The following is a 20,567-nucleotide window of genomic DNA, read 5'->3' on the forward strand; positions in this document are numbered from 1 at the left end:
GATTTGCGCGCAGGTTTATTTCATCGGCTTCCTCCCGTTCCATTGAGCAGCGCCGACACGGTCGTGGGGCGCCACGGGCGGCCCTTCTGGGTGCGCTGTCCGGCCGAGTTGAGCACCCGCGCGGTCGCCACGTGCGTGACGCCGCAGCCGTCAACCAGCCAACGCACGTAGCGCTTGAGCTCCGGCTGCCGCTGCGCCCACGGCGCGGTCGGCGCCGGGAGCGGCGGCGGCATCACGCCTTCGGTGCGGACACCGGCGCCCGTCGGCGTGCGTCGCTCCGCCGGCCCCACGGGCGCGGCCCCCGCGGCGGCGGCCAGCGCGAGTTCGATGTCACGGCTGAGACTTTCGGCCCCCGCGGCAGCGAGCGCCGCGCTGTCGAGCTCGTCGACGGCCTGGACTTCCCGCCGCAGCGCCAAGTCGACCTCGCTGTACGCGCCGGCGACGGGGCACGGCTCGAGCTCCCGACCGACCCGCAGGTTGAGCCCGTGGCGCTGCAACACGAGGCTCAGTCGCCGCCAGTGTTGCTCACGCCCGAGATCCGGGCCGGCGAACGGCGCCCAGATGTGCATGCGACCCGCGATCGCACGGGCCAGCGCCGAGACGACCGCGGGCATCTCGGTGAGGTCGTCATGCGACACCGCCTCCCCAGGGGCGAACGAAAAGGCCTCGGCGACGGTGCACGCGTACCGCGCCGCCAGTGCCGACAGGTCGTCGCGGTGCCCCAGCACCGTGTCGTGGTCACCGAGCAGGATGACCCGGCATTTCGCCGGCAAGTGCCCTGGAAGATGCGCCACGGATACCTCCCGATCAACCTGGGGTTCAATAGGTTCCCCACGCTAACGCGGGGCACCGACAGGTCTCGTTGACCTGCGCCGGCGCGGGTGGGGCAGAATCGCGGGCAGCATGGCCGACGATGACGCCCCGCCAACCTCCCGACGCCGCCACATCGCGCGGCTCGCCGTGTTCGCCGGTTTCCTCTTGGCGCTGTACGTTCTGGTGGCCGTCATGCGCGTGGTCGACGTCGAGGCGGTGCGGCGCGCGGTGTCGGCCACCGGTCCCGCCGCGCCGCTGACCTACGCCGTTGTGTCGGTCGGGCTCGGCGCGCTGTTCGTGCCCGGCTCGATCCTGGCCGCGGGCAGCGGGGTGCTGTTCGGCCCCGCCGTGGGCATCGTGGTGACGCTTGGCGCGGCGGTGGGCACCGCGATCGTCGCCGGCCTCGTCGGCCGCCGCGCCGGCCGGGACAGCGCACGGGCGCTGCTGGGGAACCACCGTGCCGACCGCATCGACGCGCTCATCGAACGACGCGGGCTGTGGGCCGTCGTCGGTCAGCGCTTCGTCCCGGGCATCTCCGATGCGCTCGCCTCCTATGCGTTCGGGGCGTTCGGAGTTCCGTTGTGGCAGATGGCCGTTGGCTCCTTCATCGGTTCGGTGCCGCGCGCGTTCGCCTACACCTCGCTCGGCGCCTCGATCGGGAATCCGTCGTCGGCGCTGGCGTACGCGGCGATAGCGGTGTGGTGCGTGACCGCCGTCGTCGGCGCGTTCGCCGCGCGCCACGGCTACCGAATCTGGCGCGCGCACACCCGCAGCACGGGGGGCCGCGGTGCCGACGAGGATGGCACCGATCGCCCGCGCTGAGCTCACCTCGCCGGCGTCAGCATGTCCTTCCACCCCTCGTCGCCGATATTCCGCGAGTTCTCAACGGAATACACCACACCGTCGGGGCCCACGACCTTGCCGCTCTGCACGTCGTAGATCGACGTCGCCACGCTCGGGATGTAGACGCACGGGTTCGGCTGCTGGCCGTTGCACCGGACCGTGCCCGACCCCGGCCGCTGCAACGGGTCGCTGACCGGCGGTGGGGTCCCCGGCAAGCGATCGGCGGGCAGCGGGTTGAGGCCGTTGTCGACCGACGGCGCGGGGATCACCATGCCCGGCTTCACCGGCTGGTCACAACGCGCGCTAGGCGCCGGGCAGGTGAGGACCTGGTTGGGATCGCCGTACCACGGGTTGGTGCCCGCCGGCACATAGGGCTCCTTGCTGCGGCACTCCCGCGGAGTGGCCGCCCGCTTGCCGGGCACGTCGACGCAGGGGTAGTTGCGGGCCCCCCGCACGACAGTGGTTGCGTCCATGGGGATCTTGCAGTAGGTGCCCGACGGCAGCGGCGCGGTGCTGGTGTCCGCCGGTGACCGCCATTCCGACGCCGGCAGGAAGCCCGTCAGGCACGGCGGCGGCTGGTTGAGGGCCGTGGCGCCGATGCCGAGCGCCGCCATCCCGGGGGAGGCCGACGTCACCGACTGGGCGATCGCACCGCCCTGCGGCAGGAACACCAGCGCCTGCTCGACGCCGTTGTGGTAGCGCTTGAGCATGTCGATCACGACCTCGAGGTTGGCCAGCGTCTGCGGCAGCGCGTCCCGCACGTCGGCGAACGCGGCGTTGACCTGCTCGGCGGTCGGCGCCGCATTGGCCAGAATGCCGCGCACCGCCTGATCCTGCTGCGCGGTCTGCGCGGTTAACGTATTCAGGTTGGCGGCCCAACGCCCGATCGTGTCAGCGGAATCGACCTGGCTGTCGACGATGGGCGCCGCACGCGCGATGATGTCGTCGACGTCGTCGAGGCTGCCCCGGAAGTCATGCGCGATCGCCTGAGCGCTGTCGACCAGGCGCTTCAGGGCGGGTCCGAGCCCGCCCACCGCCTGTGAGGTCTCGTAGAGCAGCGACGCGACCTTGCCCTTGGGCAACACCTCCAGCCCGTGGTTGGCGGCGTCGAGCGCCGGGCCGATCTGGCTGGGGACCGTGCTCTTGGTGATGGTGTGCCCGTCGCGCAGGTACGGGCCGTGCTTGCTCGTCGATACCAGGTCGATGTACTGCTCGCCGACGGCCGAGACCGAGTGCACGTTGGCCGACGCGTCGGCGGGGATCTGGTAGCCGTCGTCGATGCTCAACGTCGCCCGCGCGCCGCGCCGGGTCGGTTCGACGTTGGTGACCTTCCCGATCGTGACGCCCCGGTAGGTGACGTTGGCCGTTCGGTACAGGCCCCCGGACTGCGGCAGCTCGGCATAAAGCGTGTAGCGGCCGATGCCGACCAGGCTGGGTATCTGCAGGTAGTACCAGACCAGCACCACCACCGCGGCCAGCGCCACCGCCGTCAACAGCGCCAGCTGCGTTTTGATGAGGCGGGTCAACATCTTTCACTCGCCCCTTTCCACCAGCGGTCCCCCGGGCGCGTCGTTCGGGTTCGGCGTGTAGCGCACGTCCGGCAGCATGGTGCCCGGGTCCCGCCCCCACGACTGCTCGAGCGCCCGCAGCGCCCCGGAGAATCCCGTCCCGCTCAGCAGCGTGTTGTCCATGGTGGACAGCGTCAAATCCAGTGCCCCCGACACGTTGACGTAGTCGCCGCGGATCACCTTCGACACGTAGTCGATGTTGAACGGCGCGGTGAGGCCCAACTTCAGCGAGCCGACCACGTACGGCGCCGCCCGGGCGAGTTCCCGCAGCGGTCGCTGCAGCGCCTGCAGGCTGCGGTGCAGGTTCGGCCGGGTATCCACCAGCGCCCGGTTTGCCGCGTCGCTGAACCGGCCCAGGGATTCGGTGGCGTCGGCGAACAGATTGCGGGTGTCGGCGAAGTGCTGGATCAGCGGCGGGATGTCGGTGAGCACCCGGTCCAGCGTGTCGTTGTTGTCCGCGAAGATCGTCAGCAGTTGGTTGCTCGAGTCGATGGCGCGGGTGAGGTCGTCGCGTTGGCGGTTCAGCTCGGCGACGAAAGTATCTATCTTGCCGAGGAATTCGCGCACCTGGTCGACGTGGCCGTCGAGGATGTTGATGACCTCGGTCTGGATCAGGTCGAGGTTCGGGATGCCGCCGCCGTTCAGGATCACCGCGACACTGGCCAGCGTCCGTTCGACGGTCGGATACGCCGACGAGTTGGTCAGCGGGATGGTGTCGCCGCTGCGCAGTGGATGCGGCGACGGGTCCGGCGGCGCGGCCAGCTCGACGTGCTGGGTGCCCAGCAGGCTGGTCTGGCCGATCTTGGCGGTCGCATTCGCCGGCAGTCGCACGGCCGGATCGAGGTCCAGCGTCAGGGTCGCGACCCAGTCCTTGAGGGCGATGGCGCGCACGGTGCCGACCCACACGTCGGCGACGCGCACCCGGCTGTTGGTGTTGAGCGCCAACGTATCCTGCATCTGCACGTAGACGGTCAGGCGATCCGGGCCCGAACCCCGGCCGATGGGCAGCGGCACGTTGGCGATGCCGCGCCAGGTGCACGACGTCACCACGAACGCCGTCAACAGGAACACCAGTGCGCGGCGGCATGCGCCAACCATCGTGGCTTTCACCGCCCCGGCCCCGGTTGTGCGGCCGGCCCCGGTGGCGGCGCGGGTTGCGGATACCACGGCGGCGGCAGGGGATTGGTTTCGTCGTAGGCGTTCGGCGGCCCGGGCAGGGTGGTCCCCGGCGGCGGGGGCGCGACGTCGGGTCCGCCCATGAGCTCGGCCAGCGAATCCGGAGTCAACATGTTGGCCGTGAACGGCTGGACCTGCTCGCCCTGCATCCCGGGTGCGACGATCCAGCCCGGCTCGGAGTTGCGGTGCGAGAACGGGGTGTCCCGCGAGAAGATCCCCGGGACGGTGGTGTCCTTGTACCCGGGCGGCGGGCGCAGCCTGTCCTCGGAGTAGGCCACCTCCTTGGGCAGTGCCGCCGCCGAACTGAACAGGTTGATGCCGGCCGGGAAGAAATTGAACTTGATGGCGTCCAGGACCGGCGCCAGGTACTGCGCGCACAACTCGGCCGAGTCCTGGTAGCCCAGCCGGCTGCCCGCCTGGATGGCGCTGCAGATGAACTGCATCGGGTTGGCGAAGTTCGGGAACGCGAACAACCCCGACAGCGAGCCCTGCAGCGGGTGGTAGAGGTTGTTGAAGTTGCTCGCATACGTGGGCAGCACGTGCAACGCGGTCTCCAGGCCGTCCCGCGGCTCGGGCTGCAGGATCGTGGTGGTCACGTCGGCGAGGTTGTTGACATCGTGCGCCAGCACGGATCTGTTGTCGCCCACGAACTTTCGGACGGTCGCGACCACCTCGTCGATCCGCTTGATCGTGTCGCCCAGCTCACGGTCGGACTTGGTGAACCAGCCGGTGAATTCGGCCAGGTCGCCGTTGAGCGCGACGAACTGCCGGTCGTTCTGGTACAGCGCGGTGACGAACTGCGCCAGGCTGCGCGTGATCGCGACGAAGTCCCCCCGGCCCTCGTTCAGCGCGGTCAGCGCCTGCGACAAGCTGTTCAGGGTGTCGTTGAGCCGCTTGCCCTTGCCGGCCAGGTTGTCCGCGGCCGACTCGAGAATGTCGCCGAACGGCCCCTTCGGCTGCGCTTGGGTGGGACCGAGCTGCCGCAGGATCCCGTTGATGGAGTCGCGCAGCTGATCCCATTCGACGGGCACCTGGGTGTGCTCGATTGGGATCACCGCGCCGTCCTTGAGCACCGGCCCGCCGTTGTAGGGCGGCGACAGCTGGATGGTGCGCGAAGCGACCAGGCTGGGATTGAGGATCGACGCCGTGGCATTGGCGGGCACCTTGAACGTGTTGTCGTAGTGGAACGTGACCCGCATCTGGTCGCCGGCCGGCTCGATCTTGTCGATCGAACCGACCCGCACTCCCATGATCTGAACCTTGTCCCCCGGGTACAGCGCCAGGGTCTCTGAAAAATACGCGACCACGGTGGTGGTGGTCAGTTTCCGATAGAGGTGCGAACCGATCACGACCGCGAGGACGGCCAACACCGCCACCAGCGCCCCGAGAACCATTGCCTTGCCGGACACTTTGGGCAGCCGAAGGCTGCGGATGTCGAAGATGGTGCTCATTGGCTGCTACCTCCGGTCCCGCCCGGCGTGATGAAGGGCGCCGGCAGCTGCGGGCCCGGCCCCGGCGGCGCGAGACCCGGAGCCGGTCCCGCTGGCGGCGGGCCGCCGCCGGCCGGGCCCGGTCGTTCCGTGCGTGCGCCCGGGGGCGCGTGCGCCGGCAGCGGCACCGGGGTGCCGGGAACGTCGGGCGGCGCATCGCCGGGACGGCCGGCGCTCGGCACGCCGGGCGCGGGCGGCAGCCCGTCGGGGTTGGGCGGTGACTCCTGTACATCCAGCGGCGCGGGAAAGCCGCCCGGGACCGCGCCGAACGGTCCCTGGCCGGAAAGCGCGCACGGCAACGGGTTTGCGGGACGCGGCGGGCTGTCCGCGGCCGGGGTGTAGGAACACGGCGAGCCCGGCGGGACGGCGGGCCCCGGATGATCCGGGGTGCCCTCCAGCGCGGGCGGCGCGGGCGGCGGCGCGCCGTTGGGGAACCGAACGCCGTTGGGATCCGGCCAGCGGAACGCCGGCAGGCCGGCGCTGCGCCAGAAGTCCTCCGGGTCGATGCCCCGCTTTTTGAACGCCGCGTCCACCCACGGCTGAAGTACCTGATAGGGCACCAGATTCGCCACGATCGCCTTGAAATAGGGTCCGGAGCCCACGGCCTCCGCCAGCGAAGCGGTGTACCTGCTCAGCAGCACCAGCACGTCGGCCAACTCGTTCTTGCGCTTGACCAGCTCGTCGCTGACCGTGCCCAACTCCTGCAGCACGTGGTGGAAGTTGGGGTTCTCCCCGATCAGGCCCGACACGTGCGTCGACACCGCGGACACGTTGCTCAGCAGAATGCTCAGCGCCTGGCTGCGTTCCCGGAACGCCGAAAGCAGGGTCTCGGCGTTGACCAGCAATCCATTGAACTGTTGGCTCCGGTCGCCGAGCACGCGCGAGATCTTGCCGGCGTTGGCGAGCAGTTGCTTGATCTGCTCGTCGCGTTTGCCGACGGTGTCGGAGAACTTGGCGACGCCGTCGAGGGCCGCATTCAGATGCGGGGCGGTCTGATCGAAGGTCTCCGACAACACTTTCAGCGATCGTTTGACGACGTCAATGTTCCAGTCGGTCGCCGCCTTCGTGACATCGACGAACGCGTCGTAGATCTGATATGGCGTGGTGTTTTGTCCCGCGGGGAGAATCCCGTTGGGCCGCAACGGCTCCGTACCTCGCGGTTCGATCGCCATGTTCTTGCGCCCGAGGACGGTGTCGGTGCGAATCGCCGCCCGGCTGCGGACCCCGATCGTCCGGCCCGCCAACGTGAATCCGACCAGGACCTTGTCGCCGCGGATCTCCAGCGAGCGCACCAGGCCGACGTTCACCCCGGCAATTTCCACTTTGTCGCCGGGGCTGATGCCCCCCGTGTCGGCGAATTGGGCGTAGTAGGTGGGCGTGGCGAACAGCATCGGGACACTGGTGAAGCTTTGCCCGACGCCGACGACGAGCAGCGTGACCACCGCGCCCATCAGCCCGACGCGGCCGCGGTTGAATTCCGTCAGGCTTCTCATTGCGGCGTGCACCTCCCCGTGGGCTGCTGGAAGAGCCTGATCGTGCGCACCGGGCCGCCGGGCTGTAATCCGTTGACCTTCACCAAGAGATCACACAGGTAGAAGTTGAAGAAGTCGCCGTAGGTCCCGCCGGCGCGACCGATGATGCGGTAGGCCTCCGGCAACTTGGCCAGCACTCCGTCCAGGGTCGGCAGGTCGTCGATGAGCGGCTGCTGGATGCCCTCGAGGTATCCGACGGTGCCGTGCAGCAGCGGCCGGTCCTCCGCGAGCAGGTCGGCCAGGGTTCCCGCGGCGTTGCTCAGGTGTGCCACCGCCGCGGCCAGCGGATCCGCCCGGTTCTTCAGCCCGGTGATCAGCAGCTCGAGGTTGTCGACGGTTCTGTCGAACTCCTTTTGATGCTTGACCGCGGTGGCCAGCACCGTGTTCAGGTTGTTGATGACCTCGCCGATCGCCCGGTCGCGCCCGGCCAGCGTCGCGGTCAATGACGCCGTCTGGTCGAGGATGTCGTTGATGGTGGCACCCTGACCCTGGAACACCGTGATGATCGACTGGGCGATGCTGTTCACCTTGTTCGGGTCCAGCGCCTTGAACAGCGGGCGGAACCCCCCGATCAGCGCGTCGAGATCCAGCGCCGGCTGGGTGTGCTCGAGCGGGATCGTGCCACCCGGCGGCAGCCGCCGACCGCTGTCGCCGCGCTTGAGCTCCAGGTAGCGATCGCCGATCAGGTTGAGGTAGCGGATCGACGCGGTGGTCGCCCGGTCCAGCGACAGCGAGCGATCCACGTTGAAGTCCACCACCACCCGCCTGTCCCCGTCGGTCAGCGTCACCTTGGCGACCTTGCCGACCTCCACCCCGGAGGCCCGGACGAACTGCCCGGCCCGGAGCCCGCTCACGTCGGCGAACACGGCCGAATACCCGGTGGTGCGGTCGAATCGCACCTGCCCGAACACGACGATGATCATCACGGTGAACAGCAAGAGCACCGACCAGAAGACGCCGAGTTTGACCGCTGTGCCAGTGCCTTTCATGGATTCCTCGTCATGGGTTGATCGTGTTCTCCCCGTATTGGCGTCCCCACACGTATTCGGTGAACATCGGCTGGCCGAGCTCGAGGTGGTTGTAGGGCGCGAGGCTGGCCCCGGTGTCCATCACCAGATACGGCGCCGGCCACAGTTCGCGGGTGATGGTCTGCCAGCAGCCCGGCCGACCGCCGGGCCCACCGTGGGCGTTCACCCGCGGCAGGTTGTCCGGATACACGTACGGGTTGGGCGATCCCGCGACCGTTCCGAAGCCCGCGAGCGAATAGCCGTTGCCGCCAACGGCGTTCGCGACCTTGGGCGCGGCCTCGTCGAAGTTGCGGATCATGCAGAACAGTTCGGGGCTGTAGGTGTCGAGGAGCTCAGCGGTGGGAACCAGATCGGCGGCCCCGCGCGAGAGGTACGGTCCCGCCCGGGCGAAGAGGTCTTCACCGGTGCGCCCCACGCCCACCGCCGCCAACAGCGCGGCATCCAGGTCGCCCTGCTGCCTGGTCAACGTGCGCGCGGTGGTCAGCGCGTTGCGCAGGAACTCCCACAGATCCGGCGAGGCCTTGCTGTAGACGTCGGCCAGGTCCGCCAACCGCCGGACGTCGTACCTGATCTGGGGCATCCGCGGGTTCAGCTGCGCGAGAATCTCATTCCCGTTGACGATCGACTCCCCGAACTTGCGGCCCAGACCCCCGAGCGCCTGCGCCAGCGCGGACAGCGTCGCGTTCAGCTCGACCGGGTCCACCTTCTCGGCCAACGACGTGACCGTCTCGAACAGGGTGTTGAATTCGGTGGTCACCGACCGCACGTCGATCACGTCACTCGGCGAGATGCGCCGCGGCGCCGGGTTTTCCGGCGAGGTCAGCGACACGTACTTGTTGCCGAACAGCGTGGCCGCCTCGATGTTGGCCACCACGTTGGCCGGAATCAGGTCGACATAGCGCGGGTTGACGTCCAACGCCAGCTTGGCCGCCGGCCTGCCGTCGCGCTCCATCTCCGAGATGGCGGCCACCCGACCGATCTCCACGCCGTTGTAGGTGACCTTCGAGCCCGGCTCCATCACCAGGCCCGCCCGCGAAGCCACCATGGTCAGCTGTGTCTTGGGCGTGAAGTCGCCCCGAAATTGCCGGTACACCAACGCAAGAACCAGACCGCAGACCAACAGCAGGACCACGCCCTCGACGTAGACCCACGCGCGTCGGCTTTTCCGCGTCACGGGTATGGTCATGGCAGTCATGCCGCTACACCGTGAGGTTGAAGTTCGGGTCGACGCCATAGAGCGCCAACTGGGCCAGCAGGACGACCACCACAACCGAGACCAGCGAGAATCGCATCGATCGACCGACCGCCTGGCCGACTCCCACCGGGCCGCCGCTGGCGGTGTAGCCGTAATAGCAGTGCGTGATCATCACCACCACCGCGATCACGACGACCTCCACCACCGACCAGCCCACGTCCTCGGGGCGCAGAAAAGTGCGAAAGTAGTGCTCGTAGGTGCCGTTCGACTGGCCGTAGAACACCGTCGTGACGACCTGGCCCGAGGTGAACGCCATGTCGAGCGCCAGCGCGTACAGCGGCACGATCACCGCGAGCCCGCCCAGGACGCGGGTGGAGACGAGAAACGAAATCGACTTGATGCCCATGACTTCCAGCGCGTCGATCTCCTCGCTGATCCGCATGGCGCCCAGCTGGGCGGTCGCCCCGGCGCCGACGGTGGCGGCCAAGGTGACGCCGGCGACGATGGGCGCGGCCACCCGCGTGTTGGCGAGCGCGGCAAAGAATCCGGTGAACGCCTCGACCCCGATGTTGCCCAGCGACGCGAAGCCCTGGATGGCGATCAGCGAACCGCCGGACAACGTCACGAAGCCGATGATCGCGACGGTGCCGCCGACGACGGCCATGGCGCCGGTGCCCATGCCGATCTCGGCGATCAGCCGCAGGGTCTCCCTGCGGTAGTGGCGCAGGGCCCACCCGATCTGCCCGATGCTGGTGCGGGTGAACCTGGCGAAAACCCCGACCTGCCAAAGCCTTCGGACCGCACCGCCGCCGTAACGGTCGAGGTTTGCGGCCGTCCGCGGATAGCGGGCGCGCAGTACGACGGCCGTCGACGCGGCGGCCACGCTAGCGCCCCGTCCCGAATCGCACGCCGATCGTGGTCAGCACCACGTTGACCGCGAACAGCGCGATCACGCACAACACCAGCGTCTCGTTGACGGCGATGCCGACGCCCTTGGGGCCGCCCTTCGTCGTCAGGCCGCGATAGCACCCGACCAGGCCTGCGATCGTGCCGAACGAGGCGGACTTGACCACCGAGATGACCACCTCGGGCAAACCGGTGACCAGGGTGAGGGTGCCGACGTAGGCGCCGGCCGAGATGTGTTGGATGAAAACCCCGAACACGAACCCACCGACGAGACCGATGGTGATGACCGCGCCGTTGAGCAGCGTGGCGACGATGGTCGCGGCGACGACGCGCGGCACCACCAGCCGGTGGATCGGGTCGATGCCCAGCACCTCCAGCGCGTCGATCTCCTCGCGGATGGTGCGCGCGCCCAAATCGGCGCAGATCGCCGTCGAGCCGGCGCCGGCGATCACCAGCACGGTGGTCAGCGGCCCCAGCTGCGTCACCGCTCCCAATGCCGCTCCCGCGCCGGAGATGTCGGCGGCGCCGAACTCCGCCAGCAGGATGTTCAGCGTGAAGATGATGAGCACGGTCAGCGGGATCGCCACCGCGAGCGTCGGCAGCAGGGAGACGCTGGTGATGAACCAGCCCTGCTCGATCGTCTCCCGCCAGTGGAAGGGCCGGCGAAACAGCGCCTTGCCGGTGAGCACGCAGGTGCGGAAGAAGCCGCCGATCGCGTCGATCCCGGGCTGGATCTGGCCGCGGAGGTAGGCGGTGACCACGGTCGCGGTGCTCATCGCCGGTCCTCGCGGCGGTCGAGCGCGCCGATCAGCGCGGCGTTGGCGAGCTCGAGGGCGTCGTGGGCGGCTCGCTTCGCGGCGGCGGGGTCGCCGGCGCGAATCGCGGCGGCCAATTTTCGGTACGCGTCCCGGTGCGTGGCCCCGGCGGTCATCGTAGCGCCCAGCGCGGCCAGCGCCGGCTCATACGCAGCACGAAAAGCGTTGTACATCAACCGGAATACGATCGATCCGGTGCCGTCCACCACGTGATCCCAGAAGGCGAGCGTGTCGCGGTGCCACTCGAGGTGGTCCTGGTCGGCCTCGAGGAGGCGCAGCGAACCGTCGAGCAGTTCGGCCAGTTCGGGTTCGTGCCGCTCGGCGGCCAGCTCGGCGACCTTCGGGCCGATGCGCAGCCGGGTCTCGAGGATGCTGCGGAACACGGCGGGATCGAGCCCGCCATCGCGAAAGAGCAACCGGGGCAACAGGTCAAGGCTGCCGTGCCGCCGGAAATCTCGCACGGTGGTGACGCCGCCGTGGCGCACCTCGACCAGGCTGGCCGCCGAAAGCCGCTTGATGCCCTCGCGGACGGCGGGCCGCGACACCCCGAAGGCCTCCGCCAACCGGCGCTCGCTGGGTAACGCCTCACCGGGCCGCATCTGCCCGCTGAGCACGTCGGCGGCGATCTGCTCGAAGACCTTCTCGGGCACCGATCGATGTACCGGCTGCACCACCATGTGGCCAGTGTGGCTGCTGTGACGTGAGTCAAGTGGTCAGACCACCGGCGTGTCGCGATTCTTTCGGCGCTGTGGGCGGCTAACTCCCCGCCCGCCGAGCCACCACGAACAGATTCCCCGGAATCTGGTCCTCGACCTCCCGCGGCGCCTTACGCCCGTAGCCGGCCATCAGCTCGTCGGTCGGCGTCACGGTCACGTCCCAGCCACGGCGGCGGAACCAGTCGCCGACGTCCTCGCGCTCCTCGAAATACCACAGTTCGTCGGTCCGGGGGATCTCGCGGCCCGGGTCCACCTTGGCCATGATGGCGCGCACCCGATCCATGCGCTCGCGGCGCCTGGCGCGCGCGTCGGCGTCGAGGAACTTTGGTCCCAGCGCCTCGACGGCGACCCGGCTGCCGGCCGCGCTGAGTTCCTGCACGCGGGCGAACAACAGCTCCTGGGCCGCGGCGGGCAGATAGGGCATCAGCCCCTCGGCCGACCAGGCGCTGGGCGCGTCGACGTCAAAGCCCGCTTGCCGCAACGACTCCGGCCAGTCCATGCGCAGGTCCACCGGGACGGCGACCCGGTTGCAGGTGGGCTCGGCGCCATGCTCGGTCAGCGTGGACAACTTGAACTCCAGCACCCTGGGCTGGTCGAGCTCGTAGACGGCGGTGCCGTCGGGCCAGGGCAGGCGCCACGCCCGCGCGTCCAGGCCCGCGGCCAGGATCACCGCCTGGCGGATGCCGGATCGGGTTGCCTCGAGGAAGAACTCGTCGAAAAACGCCGTCCGCGAAGCCATGTAGGCGACCATCGACTGCATCTGCAGCGGCAGGCTGGGTTCGGCCTCGATCAGCTCGGGCGGCAGCGCCGGGGCGGAATGCCAGTTCCACACGCCGTCGCCGACGGCGTCGAGGAAAACCTGCGCGAACGGATCCTCGATCAGGGGGGTCGCGCTGCGGGTTTCGGCGGCGCGGGCCGAGGCCACGCCCAACGCCGTCGCGCCCACGCTCTCGGTGATCTCCCAGCTGTCGTTGTCGCTTCTGGCGCCGCTCATTCCGGGCTCACCCCCGCCCCGCGCCCGGCGGACACGAAAAGGGTCGAGGGGGCGGCGTCTTCGATGTTCTGCGGGGGTCGCCGGCCGCAGTCGGCCATCATCTGTTCGGCCGGCGTCACCGTCACGTCCCAGCCGTGCCGGCGCAACCAGTCGCCGACATCCTCGCGCTCCTCGAAGTACCACAGGTCCTGAACCTCGGGCAGATCGCGGTCGGGCTCCAGCTTGGCCATCAGGTCGCGGATCCGACGCATGTTCGCGCGCCGCCTCGCGATCGCGGCCTCGTCGAGGAAGTCGGGGCCCGGCGCCTCGACGGCGATCCGGCTGCCGGCCGCGCCGAGCGCGTGAACGCGCTCGAACAGCAGCTCGTGGGCGACCGCCGGCAAAAACGGCAGCAGCCCCTCGGCCGACCACGCGCCGGGCGCTTCCGCGTCAAAGCCGGCCCCCTGCAACGCGGCAGGCCAGTCGTGTCGCAGGTCGACCGGGACGGGCACCAGGTTGCACGTCGGGCGCGCGCCGTGTTCCCGCAACGTGGCGGACTTGAATTCCAGCACGCGGGGCTGGTCGAGTTCGTACACCGTCGTGCCGTCCGGCCAGGGCAGCCGCCACGCCCGCGAGTCCAAGCCCGCCGCCAGGATCACCACCTGGGCCACACCGGCGCGCGTCGCATCGAGGAAGAACTGATCGAAGAACGACGTCCGCGCGGCCATGTAGTCGACCATGCCCCGCATTCGCGGCTGCAGCTCGGGCTCGGCCTCGACGATCTCCGCGGGCAGGTTGGGCGCCGCGAACCAGGTCCACATGCCCTCGCCCGCGGCGTCGAGGAACACCCGCGCGAACGGGTCGCTGATCAGCGGGTTTTCGCTCTCGCTCTCCGCAGCGCGGGCCGCGGCGACACCCAGTGCCGTGGCGCCCACACTCTCGGTGATGTCCCAGGTGTCGTTGTCGGCCCTCGCCACGCTCGTGCCCTCCGATTCGACTAGCACAACTACCTATCACTGGCCGACCCTACGCGCGTCAGGTGGCACGCGCCGTCCGCCGGGATCGACAAGGACGCGAACGGTCGTCAAAGATCTGAGCCATGCGGGTTGACGGGCGCGACATCAGCGTTTCGGGCGATTTGCTGCAACCGTTGACCCGGCGGACCAACGACATCCTGCGGCTCGCGGCCTCCGTGGTGTTCTTCGCGATCGTGATCGCCGGTTCGCTGATCACCCGCCCGCAGTGGGTCGCGCTGGAGCGCTCGATATCCGAGATCGTGGGGGTGCTCAGCCCCACCCAGTCCGACCTGGTCTACCTGGTGTACGGCATCGCAATCCTCGCGCTGCCGTTCGCGATCCTGATCGGTCTGATCGCCGCGCGGCAGTGGAAAATGCTCGGCGCCTACGGTGCCGCCGGCGTCCTCGCGGTCCTCTCGCTGTCGATCGGCGGCAACGGCATCTCGGCGCCGCGGTGGCATTTCGACCTGACGGACCGGCCGCAAACCGTGCTGGCCCAGATCCTGGACGACCCCCGGTGGATCGCACTGCTCGCGGCGGTGCTGACGGTGTCGGGTCCCTGGCTGCCCGCGCGCTGGCGTCATTGGTGGTGGGCGTTGCTGCTGGCCTTCGTGCCGATCCACCTGTTCGTCAGCGCCATCGTCCCGGCGCGCTCCCTGGTGGGCCTGGCGGTCGGATGGTTCGTCGGCGCGCTGGTCGTCCTGGTCGTCGGCACCCCGGCCCTCGAGGTGCCGTTGGAGGGGACGGTGCGCGCGCTGGCCAAACGGGGATGCGTGGTCTCGGGATTGCGCGTGGAGCGGCCGGCCGGACGCGGACCGCTCGTCCTCTCGGCGACGTGCGGCGGCCCCGATCCGGATGCCGGATCGGCCGTCATCGAGCTGTACGGACCGCACCAGCGGAGCGGAGGCGCGCTGCTGCAGCTGTGGCGCAAGTTCCGGCTGCGGGCGCGGGAGACCGCGCCCCTGATCACGTCGATGCGCCGCGCCGTCGAGCACCGCGCGCTGATGGCCATCGCCGTCGACGACATTGGTCTGGCCAACACGTCGATCATCGCCGTCGCCAGCCTCGACCGGGGATGGATGCTGTACGCGCACAGGCCCGTTCGCGGGATTTCGCTGAACGATTGCGCCACGACGACCCCGGTCGAGCGCGCGTGGGAATCGCTGCGGGCCCTCAACGACCACCAGATTTCCCACGGTAACCTGCGCGCCACCGAGATCACCGTCGACGGCGGCACGGTGAAGTTCGGTGGATTCGGCAACGCCGAATACGGGGCCACCGAAACCCAACTTCAATCCGACATCGCGCAACTTCTCGTCACCACGTCGGCGCTGTACGACGCGAAGTCCGCGGTGGGCGCGGCGATCGACGCCTTCGGCAAGGACACCGTCCTCAACGCGTCGCGTCGGCTCACCAAAACCGCCGTGCCGAAACATATCCGGCGCTCGATCGCCGATGCGGGCCCGGTGATCTCGGGCGCGCGCGCGGAGGTGAAACGGCAAACCGGCGCGGATCAGATCAAGACCGAGACGATCACCCGGTTCACCCGCAGGCAGGTCATTCAACTGGTGCTGCTGGTCGCGCTGGTCTACGTCGCGTACCCGTTCATCAGCACCGTGCCGACCTTCTTCGCCCAATTGAGAACCGCGAACTGGTGGTGGGCGCTCGCGGGTCTCGCGGTGTCGGCCCTCACGTATGTCGGTGCGGCGGCGGCACTGTGGGCCTGTGCCGACGAGTCGGTGAGCTTCTGGAAGTTGTCGATCGTGCAGGTGGCCAACACGTTTGCGGCCACCACCACCCCGGCCGGCGTCGGCGGGCTCGCGCTCAGCACCCGATATCTGCAGAAGGCGGGCATGCCCGCGCTGCGGGCCACCGCGGCCGTGGCGATACAACAGTCGGTGCAGGTGATCGCCCACCTGACGTTGCTGATCCTGTTCAGCACGGTGGCGGGGGCGTCGATGGACCTCTCGCACTACGTCCCGAATGCCACGGTGCTGTACCTGATCGCGGGCGTGGCGCTGGGCATCGTCGGTACGTTTCTGTTCGTGCCGCGGCTACGGCGCTGGCTCGCCACGGACCTGCGCCCGAGGCTCAAGGAGGTGGCCGGTGACCTGGTCGTACTGGCCAAAGAACCGAAGCGATTGGGTCTTATCGTACTCGGTTGCGCCGGAACGACTCTCGGTGCCGCGCTGGCGCTGTGGGCCAGCGTCGAAGCCTTCGGCGGCGGCGCCACGTTCGTCACGTGCACCGTGGTGACGATGGTCGGCGGAACGCTGGCGTCGGCGGCCCCGACGCCCGGCGGTATCGGCGCCGTCGAGGCGGCACTCATCGGTGGGCTGGCCGCCTTCGGCATTCCCGCGGCCACCGGCGTCCCGTCGGTGCTGCTGTATCGCGTACTCACCTGCTGGCTGCCCGTCTTCGCCGGCTGGCCCGTGATGCGGTGGCTCACCGCGAACGAGATGATCTGAGAAACTCTCAGGGTTGCTCGGACCCGCGCTGGGCGTAGACGAAAACGATTGACTTCCTGACGCTTCCGCCGGCCGCGGTGCTGAGGAAGACCACGTAGTAGCCCTCGGGCACCGACTTCGCCACCGTGATCGCGACGTCGACGGCGGCCGATCCGTCGGCGCCGAACTGCCCGGATGCGGACGTCACGCCGATCCCGCCGTCGGTGGACGTGCCGGTGACGCTGTAGCCGCCGACGCCGTCCATCATCCGCTGCGCCTTGAGTTTGACGGCGCCGGTATCCCCCGGCGCGATCGTGACGGCGGGTTGGGAAACGTTGACGGTCAGCGCCGAACTTCCCGCACCGAACGACGGCGGCGCGGAGGATTCGGCGGTGCCCCATGCCTTGTCGGGGTAAGCCGCGAGTGAGAAGGTGAGCTCGCCGCCGGTGCGGACGATGGATTCCGGAACCCAGGTGCGGTCGGTGCCCTGGCCGTCGACGTTGAGCGCGTTGATGTACTTCAGGTGGTTTGGTCCCGACGCACCCGCGGCGGAGATCCGCAGGAATTTGCCTTGCGGAAGCGCGATCACGACACGATCGAACACGGGTGCGCTCACCGAAAGGATCGGCGTCCCGGGGGTGGTCGGGTACAGGCCCAGCGCGGCCCACACGTACCAGCTCGACAACGCCCCGAGGTCGTCGTTCCCCGGCTCACCGTCGGGCACCGGACCGAACAGCCCGCGCACCCGGTCGGCGGTGCGCTGGGTCTTCCACGGTTGACCGATGTAGTTGTACAGCCACGGCACCCCGAAGCCCGGCTCGTTGCCGGCCCAGAGGTAAGGCTCGTTGGGCCCCACGTTGAGCTTTCGGGTGAACCGGTCGAGCCGGTCGCCCGCCGCGGCGCGGCCACCCAGCGCGGCCACCAGGCCGGCGACATTGTGCGGCACCCACCACACATACTGCTCCGCGTTGCCCTCCTCATACCCGGTCTGCCCGAAAGTCAAAGGATCGTCGAAGAACCCGGGCCCATCGGGGAAGAATCCCATCGCGCCCCGGGGCGAGATGTAGCCGGTGCTGGGGTTGAACAGGTTCTGCCAGTATTGCGATCGGCCTTGGAATTCGGCGGCGGTCGCGGAGTCGCCGAGCGACTCGGCGAACCGGGATATCGCGAAATCGTCCACCGACCACTCGAGCGTGATCGACGCGTCGGCGATCCAGCCGTCGCTGCCGAATTCCCAGGTATGTGGCGCATAGCCGAGCGCCAGGTAGGTGGCGATGCCCGGCCGCTCCACGTAGCCGCCCAGCCCGGCACCTCCGCTTGTCGCCGCGCCGACCATGTAACGCAGCGCCTTGTGGGTGTCAAAGTCCTTGGCCCCGAAGGTATGCAGGTTGACGATGAGCGGGACCACGTTGTCCCCGCTCATCTCGCCGGTCGCCGAATTCGCGAACGCCCAACGGGGAAGCGATCCGCTCTGCTCGGCGTCGTTGACGAGCGATTGGGCCATGTCGCTGGCTTGCTTCGGGAAGAGCAGCCCCTGCAGCGGCGCCAGGCTGCGGTAGGTGTCCCAGTCGGAGAAGTTGGCGTACTGGATGCGACCCCTTTCCACGGTGTGGATCGCGCCGTCGAATCCGATGTAGCGCCCGTCGGCGTCGTTGAAAGTGTTGGGGTGCAGTAGCGACCGGTACAGCGAGGTGTAGAAGGTGTCCACGTCGCGAATGTTCCTGCCGGCCACCTCGATACGCGACAGCGTGGAGTTCCACTCGTATACCGCCGCGGCGCGCGCGTCATCGAAGCTTCCGCCGCCCTCGGCCGCGAGGTTCGCGCGCGCCCCGTCGATGCCGACGTAGGAGATCGCGGTCCGCACCTCCAGCACCGAGCCGGCCGGGAACTGCACGTAGCCCCCGCTCCACGGCGATGCCGCGCCGCGCGCGCCCGGGTAGACGGCATAGCCGTCCCAGACGCCGTGGGAGGTGAACGGCTGGCTGAACTTCATTGCGAAATACACGGTGTAGGTGTTCGGCTTGCCGCAGAAGCCGCCGCTGGTCGCCCACCCGGTGATGCTGGTGTTGTCCTCGCCGATCTGGATGCTCGCGCGGGAATTTCCCGCCAGCGACGCGCCGGAGCGCACCTGGAACAGCGCGGGACGGCCGTTCTGCGGGTACCGGAACCGTCCGACGCCGGTGCGGGCGGTGGCGGTGAGTTCGGCGGTCACGCCGGTTCGGGGGAACCGCACCCGGTAGTAGCCCGGCATGCCTTGCTCGGTGTCGTCGTGGGCGATTCGTTCCCAGGCGTTCCACGGCTGCGCGCCGATTCCGGTGGTGGTCGGCAGCATCGAGATGTCGCCGAACGCGGCGCAGCCCACCGAGGCGTGGGTCATGCTGAACCCGGTCGAGTGCGGGTTGTCGTAGTTGTACCCGGCGTAGTTGCCGACCGTGTCCGGCGAGTACTGGACCATGCCGAAGGGCACGGCGGCACCGGGAAAGTTGTTGATCTCCCCCACCGTTTCACCACCCGTCCCGGTGCCGATGAGGGTGTCGACGTGGTCGACGGGGTCGGCGACGAACTGCGGCTCGCCGTCGTAGGCGTACTGCGGGGCGGCCGCGATGAACGCCATGAAGACGGCCGACGCGGCGACCACCGCGACGAGGGCCCTGGAACGGGCGCGTGACCGCATAGCTGTCTCTTACTGCATGAGCGGCTCTCGGGGCGGTATTTCGCTCGAGTTTCGGGAGCGCAGAATTCCCGAATTTCTCTAGCAACCTTTTTTGCCCCGATTTCGGTTAGTCTCATTCGGCGTGGCCGGCGCTGGTACCGGCCCAATTTTCGGGAGACTTGATCGATGAAACACTTGACCGCAGCAACCATCACGGTCGCGTTTAGCCTGGCGCTTGGGGCGTGCGGCTCCGACAACCAGTCGTCGCCGTCCACGTCGACGTTCGACCTCGACGTCGACCTCGACATCGACGACGTCGGCGGCGACAACCTCGACCGCGGCGGCGCAGGTCGGTCCCACGATCGCCGACTACGTCCGTGACAACCACATCGCCGAAACTCCGATCCGTCACGGCGATCCCGCCCCCAAGGTCGATCTCCCCGTTCCGTCCGGTTGGCGGATCAACCAGAACGCCAACACCTCCTACGGCGGCATCGTCTTGGCCCAGCCGACGAATCCCTCCGATCCGCCCACCATCTCGGCGCTCTACTCGAAGCTGACCGGAGATGTCGACCCGGACAAGATCATTCAGTACGCGCCCAACGAGCTTTTGGGCCTGCCCGGCTATCAGGGCTCCGGCACCGGCCAGGCAACCACACTCAACGGATTCGCCGCCTGGCAGCTGAAGGGCACCTACCGCAAGGACGGCAAGACGCGGGCGGTCGCACAGAAGACGGTCGTGATCCCCAGCGACGGCGCGGTGTTCGTGCTCCAGCTCAACGCCGACTCGCTGCAGAGCGATGAGGGCCCGTTGATGGAGGCGACGACCATCATCGACGACCAAACAACCATCGCCCCCTGACGGGAATCGCTATGCCGGCGCGCCCGCGGACCGTACCGTGTTGGCATGGCAGAGCATGCGATAGACGTCGGGCACCCACCGTCGGCGCTGCTGCGGCTGGTCAACCCCATGCTGGGTTTCCTGCTGCGCACTCCGCTCGCCGGCCCAGCACGCAAGCAGTTGATGGTGTTGAGCTTCATCGGGCGCAAGAGTGGCAAGTCGTACTCAATTCCGGTGAGCGCCCACGTGATCGACCATGAGCTGTATGCGCTGACCGGTGCCGCGTGGAAGCAGAACTTCCGCGACGGCGCGCCGGCCCGGGTGGTCTACGACGGCAAGGCCACCGACATGCACGGCGAACTGATCCGCGACCGCGCCGTGGTGTCCGGCCTGTTCCACCGCTGCGCGGAGTCCTACGGGGTGCAGCGCGCGCAGAGCATGATCGGATTGAAATTCCGCGACCCGCGCATCCCCTCGCGCGAGGAGTTCGCCGAGGCCGTCGACCGGCTGCACCTGGCGGCGGTCCGGCTGACTCCGGACCAGTAGGCGCCGGAT

The 20,567-nt window shown here is 68.8% G+C and carries 16 protein-coding genes and 1 pseudogene; 4 read left to right on the top strand and 13 right to left on the bottom strand.

The annotated features are described in order from the left end of the window. Window positions 1-20: 20 nt before the first annotated feature. Window positions 21-794, bottom strand: coding sequence for a hypothetical protein (locus BST11_RS00495; RefSeq protein ID WP_244897419.1), 774 nt, complete (start codon window positions 792-794; stop codon window positions 21-23). A gap of 109 nt (window positions 795-903) precedes the next feature. On the opposite strand from BST11_RS00495, the gene BST11_RS00500 reads away from it, so the two are divergent. Beyond that, complete coding sequence (locus BST11_RS00500; RefSeq protein WP_083136073.1) at window positions 904-1,635, top strand: TVP38/TMEM64 family protein; 732 nt, start codon at window positions 904-906, stop codon at window positions 1,633-1,635. A 2-nt stretch (window positions 1,636-1,637) separates the two neighbouring features. Here the strand turns inward: BST11_RS00500 and BST11_RS00505 are convergent, their stop codons facing one another. From BST11_RS00505 to BST11_RS00555, 11 genes are all read right to left on the bottom strand, one after another. Next, a complete protein-coding gene (locus tag BST11_RS00505; RefSeq protein WP_083136074.1) occupies window positions 1,638-3,185 on the bottom strand; it encodes an MCE family protein in 1,548 nt (515 codons plus the stop codon). 3 nt (window positions 3,186-3,188) lie between these two features. Further along, a complete protein-coding gene (locus tag BST11_RS00510) occupies window positions 3,189-4,322 on the bottom strand; it encodes a virulence factor Mce family protein (RefSeq protein ID WP_083136223.1) in 1,134 nt (377 codons plus the stop codon). A gap of 8 nt (window positions 4,323-4,330) precedes the next feature. Then, window positions 4,331-5,851: a virulence factor Mce family protein gene (locus BST11_RS00515; protein WP_083136075.1), complete on the bottom strand. Its 1,521-nt coding sequence runs from the start codon at window positions 5,849-5,851 to the stop codon at window positions 4,331-4,333. Next, window positions 5,848-7,383 carry a virulence factor Mce family protein gene (locus tag BST11_RS00520; RefSeq protein ID WP_083136076.1) on the bottom strand — a complete coding sequence of 512 codons (1,536 nt, stop codon included), beginning with the start codon at window positions 7,381-7,383 and terminating at the stop codon, window positions 5,848-5,850. Before BST11_RS00520 ends, BST11_RS00515 begins: the two co-directional genes overlap by 4 nt. Further along, a complete protein-coding gene (locus BST11_RS00525) occupies window positions 7,380-8,411 on the bottom strand; it encodes a virulence factor Mce family protein (RefSeq protein ID WP_083136077.1) in 1,032 nt (343 codons plus the stop codon). Before BST11_RS00525 ends, BST11_RS00520 begins: the two co-directional genes overlap by 4 nt. Before the next feature lie 10 nt (window positions 8,412-8,421). Further along, complete coding sequence (locus BST11_RS00530; RefSeq protein ID WP_083136222.1) at window positions 8,422-9,636, bottom strand: MCE family protein; 1,215 nt, start codon at window positions 9,634-9,636, stop codon at window positions 8,422-8,424. Window positions 9,637-9,649: 13 nt separating this feature from the next. After that, a complete protein-coding gene (locus BST11_RS00535; protein WP_083136078.1) occupies window positions 9,650-10,528 on the bottom strand; it encodes an ABC transporter permease in 879 nt (292 codons plus the stop codon). Window position 10,529: 1 nt separating this feature from the next. Continuing rightward, window positions 10,530-11,327, bottom strand: a complete 798-nt coding sequence (locus BST11_RS00540) for an MlaE family ABC transporter permease (protein WP_067324321.1) — start codon at window positions 11,325-11,327, stop codon at window positions 10,530-10,532. After that, a complete protein-coding gene (locus BST11_RS00545) occupies window positions 11,324-12,043 on the bottom strand; it encodes a FadR/GntR family transcriptional regulator (protein ID WP_083136079.1) in 720 nt (239 codons plus the stop codon). The genes BST11_RS00540 and BST11_RS00545 overlap by 4 nt, the downstream gene beginning before the upstream one ends. Before the next feature lie 79 nt (window positions 12,044-12,122). After that, window positions 12,123-13,076, bottom strand: a complete 954-nt coding sequence (locus tag BST11_RS00550) for a class I SAM-dependent methyltransferase (protein WP_083136080.1) — start codon at window positions 13,074-13,076, stop codon at window positions 12,123-12,125. Continuing rightward, window positions 13,073-14,032 carry an SAM-dependent methyltransferase gene (locus BST11_RS00555; protein WP_083136081.1) on the bottom strand — a complete coding sequence of 320 codons (960 nt, stop codon included), beginning with the start codon at window positions 14,030-14,032 and terminating at the stop codon, window positions 13,073-13,075. Before BST11_RS00555 ends, BST11_RS00550 begins: the two co-directional genes overlap by 4 nt. A 122-nt stretch (window positions 14,033-14,154) precedes the next feature. On the opposite strand from BST11_RS00555, the gene BST11_RS00560 reads away from it, so the two are divergent. After that, complete coding sequence (locus tag BST11_RS00560; RefSeq protein WP_083136082.1) at window positions 14,155-16,539, top strand: lysylphosphatidylglycerol synthase transmembrane domain-containing protein; 2,385 nt, start codon at window positions 14,155-14,157, stop codon at window positions 16,537-16,539. Window positions 16,540-16,546: 7 nt separating this feature from the next. On the opposite strand, the gene BST11_RS00565 is transcribed toward BST11_RS00560, so the two are convergent. Then, entirely contained in the window at window positions 16,547-19,192 is a 2,646-nt protein-coding gene (locus BST11_RS00565; protein WP_083136083.1) for a GH92 family glycosyl hydrolase, read from the bottom strand. 165 nt (window positions 19,193-19,357) lie between these two features. Between BST11_RS00565 and lpqN the strand changes: the two are divergent. Together lpqN and BST11_RS00575 are read left to right on the top strand one after the other, a co-directional pair. Continuing rightward, window positions 19,358-20,033, top strand: a pseudogene (gene lpqN, locus BST11_RS00570) (envelope biogenesis lipoprotein LpqN). 45 nt (window positions 20,034-20,078) lie between these two features. After that, entirely contained in the window at window positions 20,079-20,558 is a 480-nt protein-coding gene (locus BST11_RS00575; RefSeq protein ID WP_083136084.1) for a hypothetical protein, read from the top strand. Window positions 20,559-20,567: the final 9 nt, after the last annotated feature.

It is taken from the genome of Mycobacterium alsense (genome assembly GCF_002086635.1).
GTDB lineage: Bacteria > Actinomycetota > Actinomycetes > Mycobacteriales > Mycobacteriaceae > Mycobacterium > Mycobacterium alsense.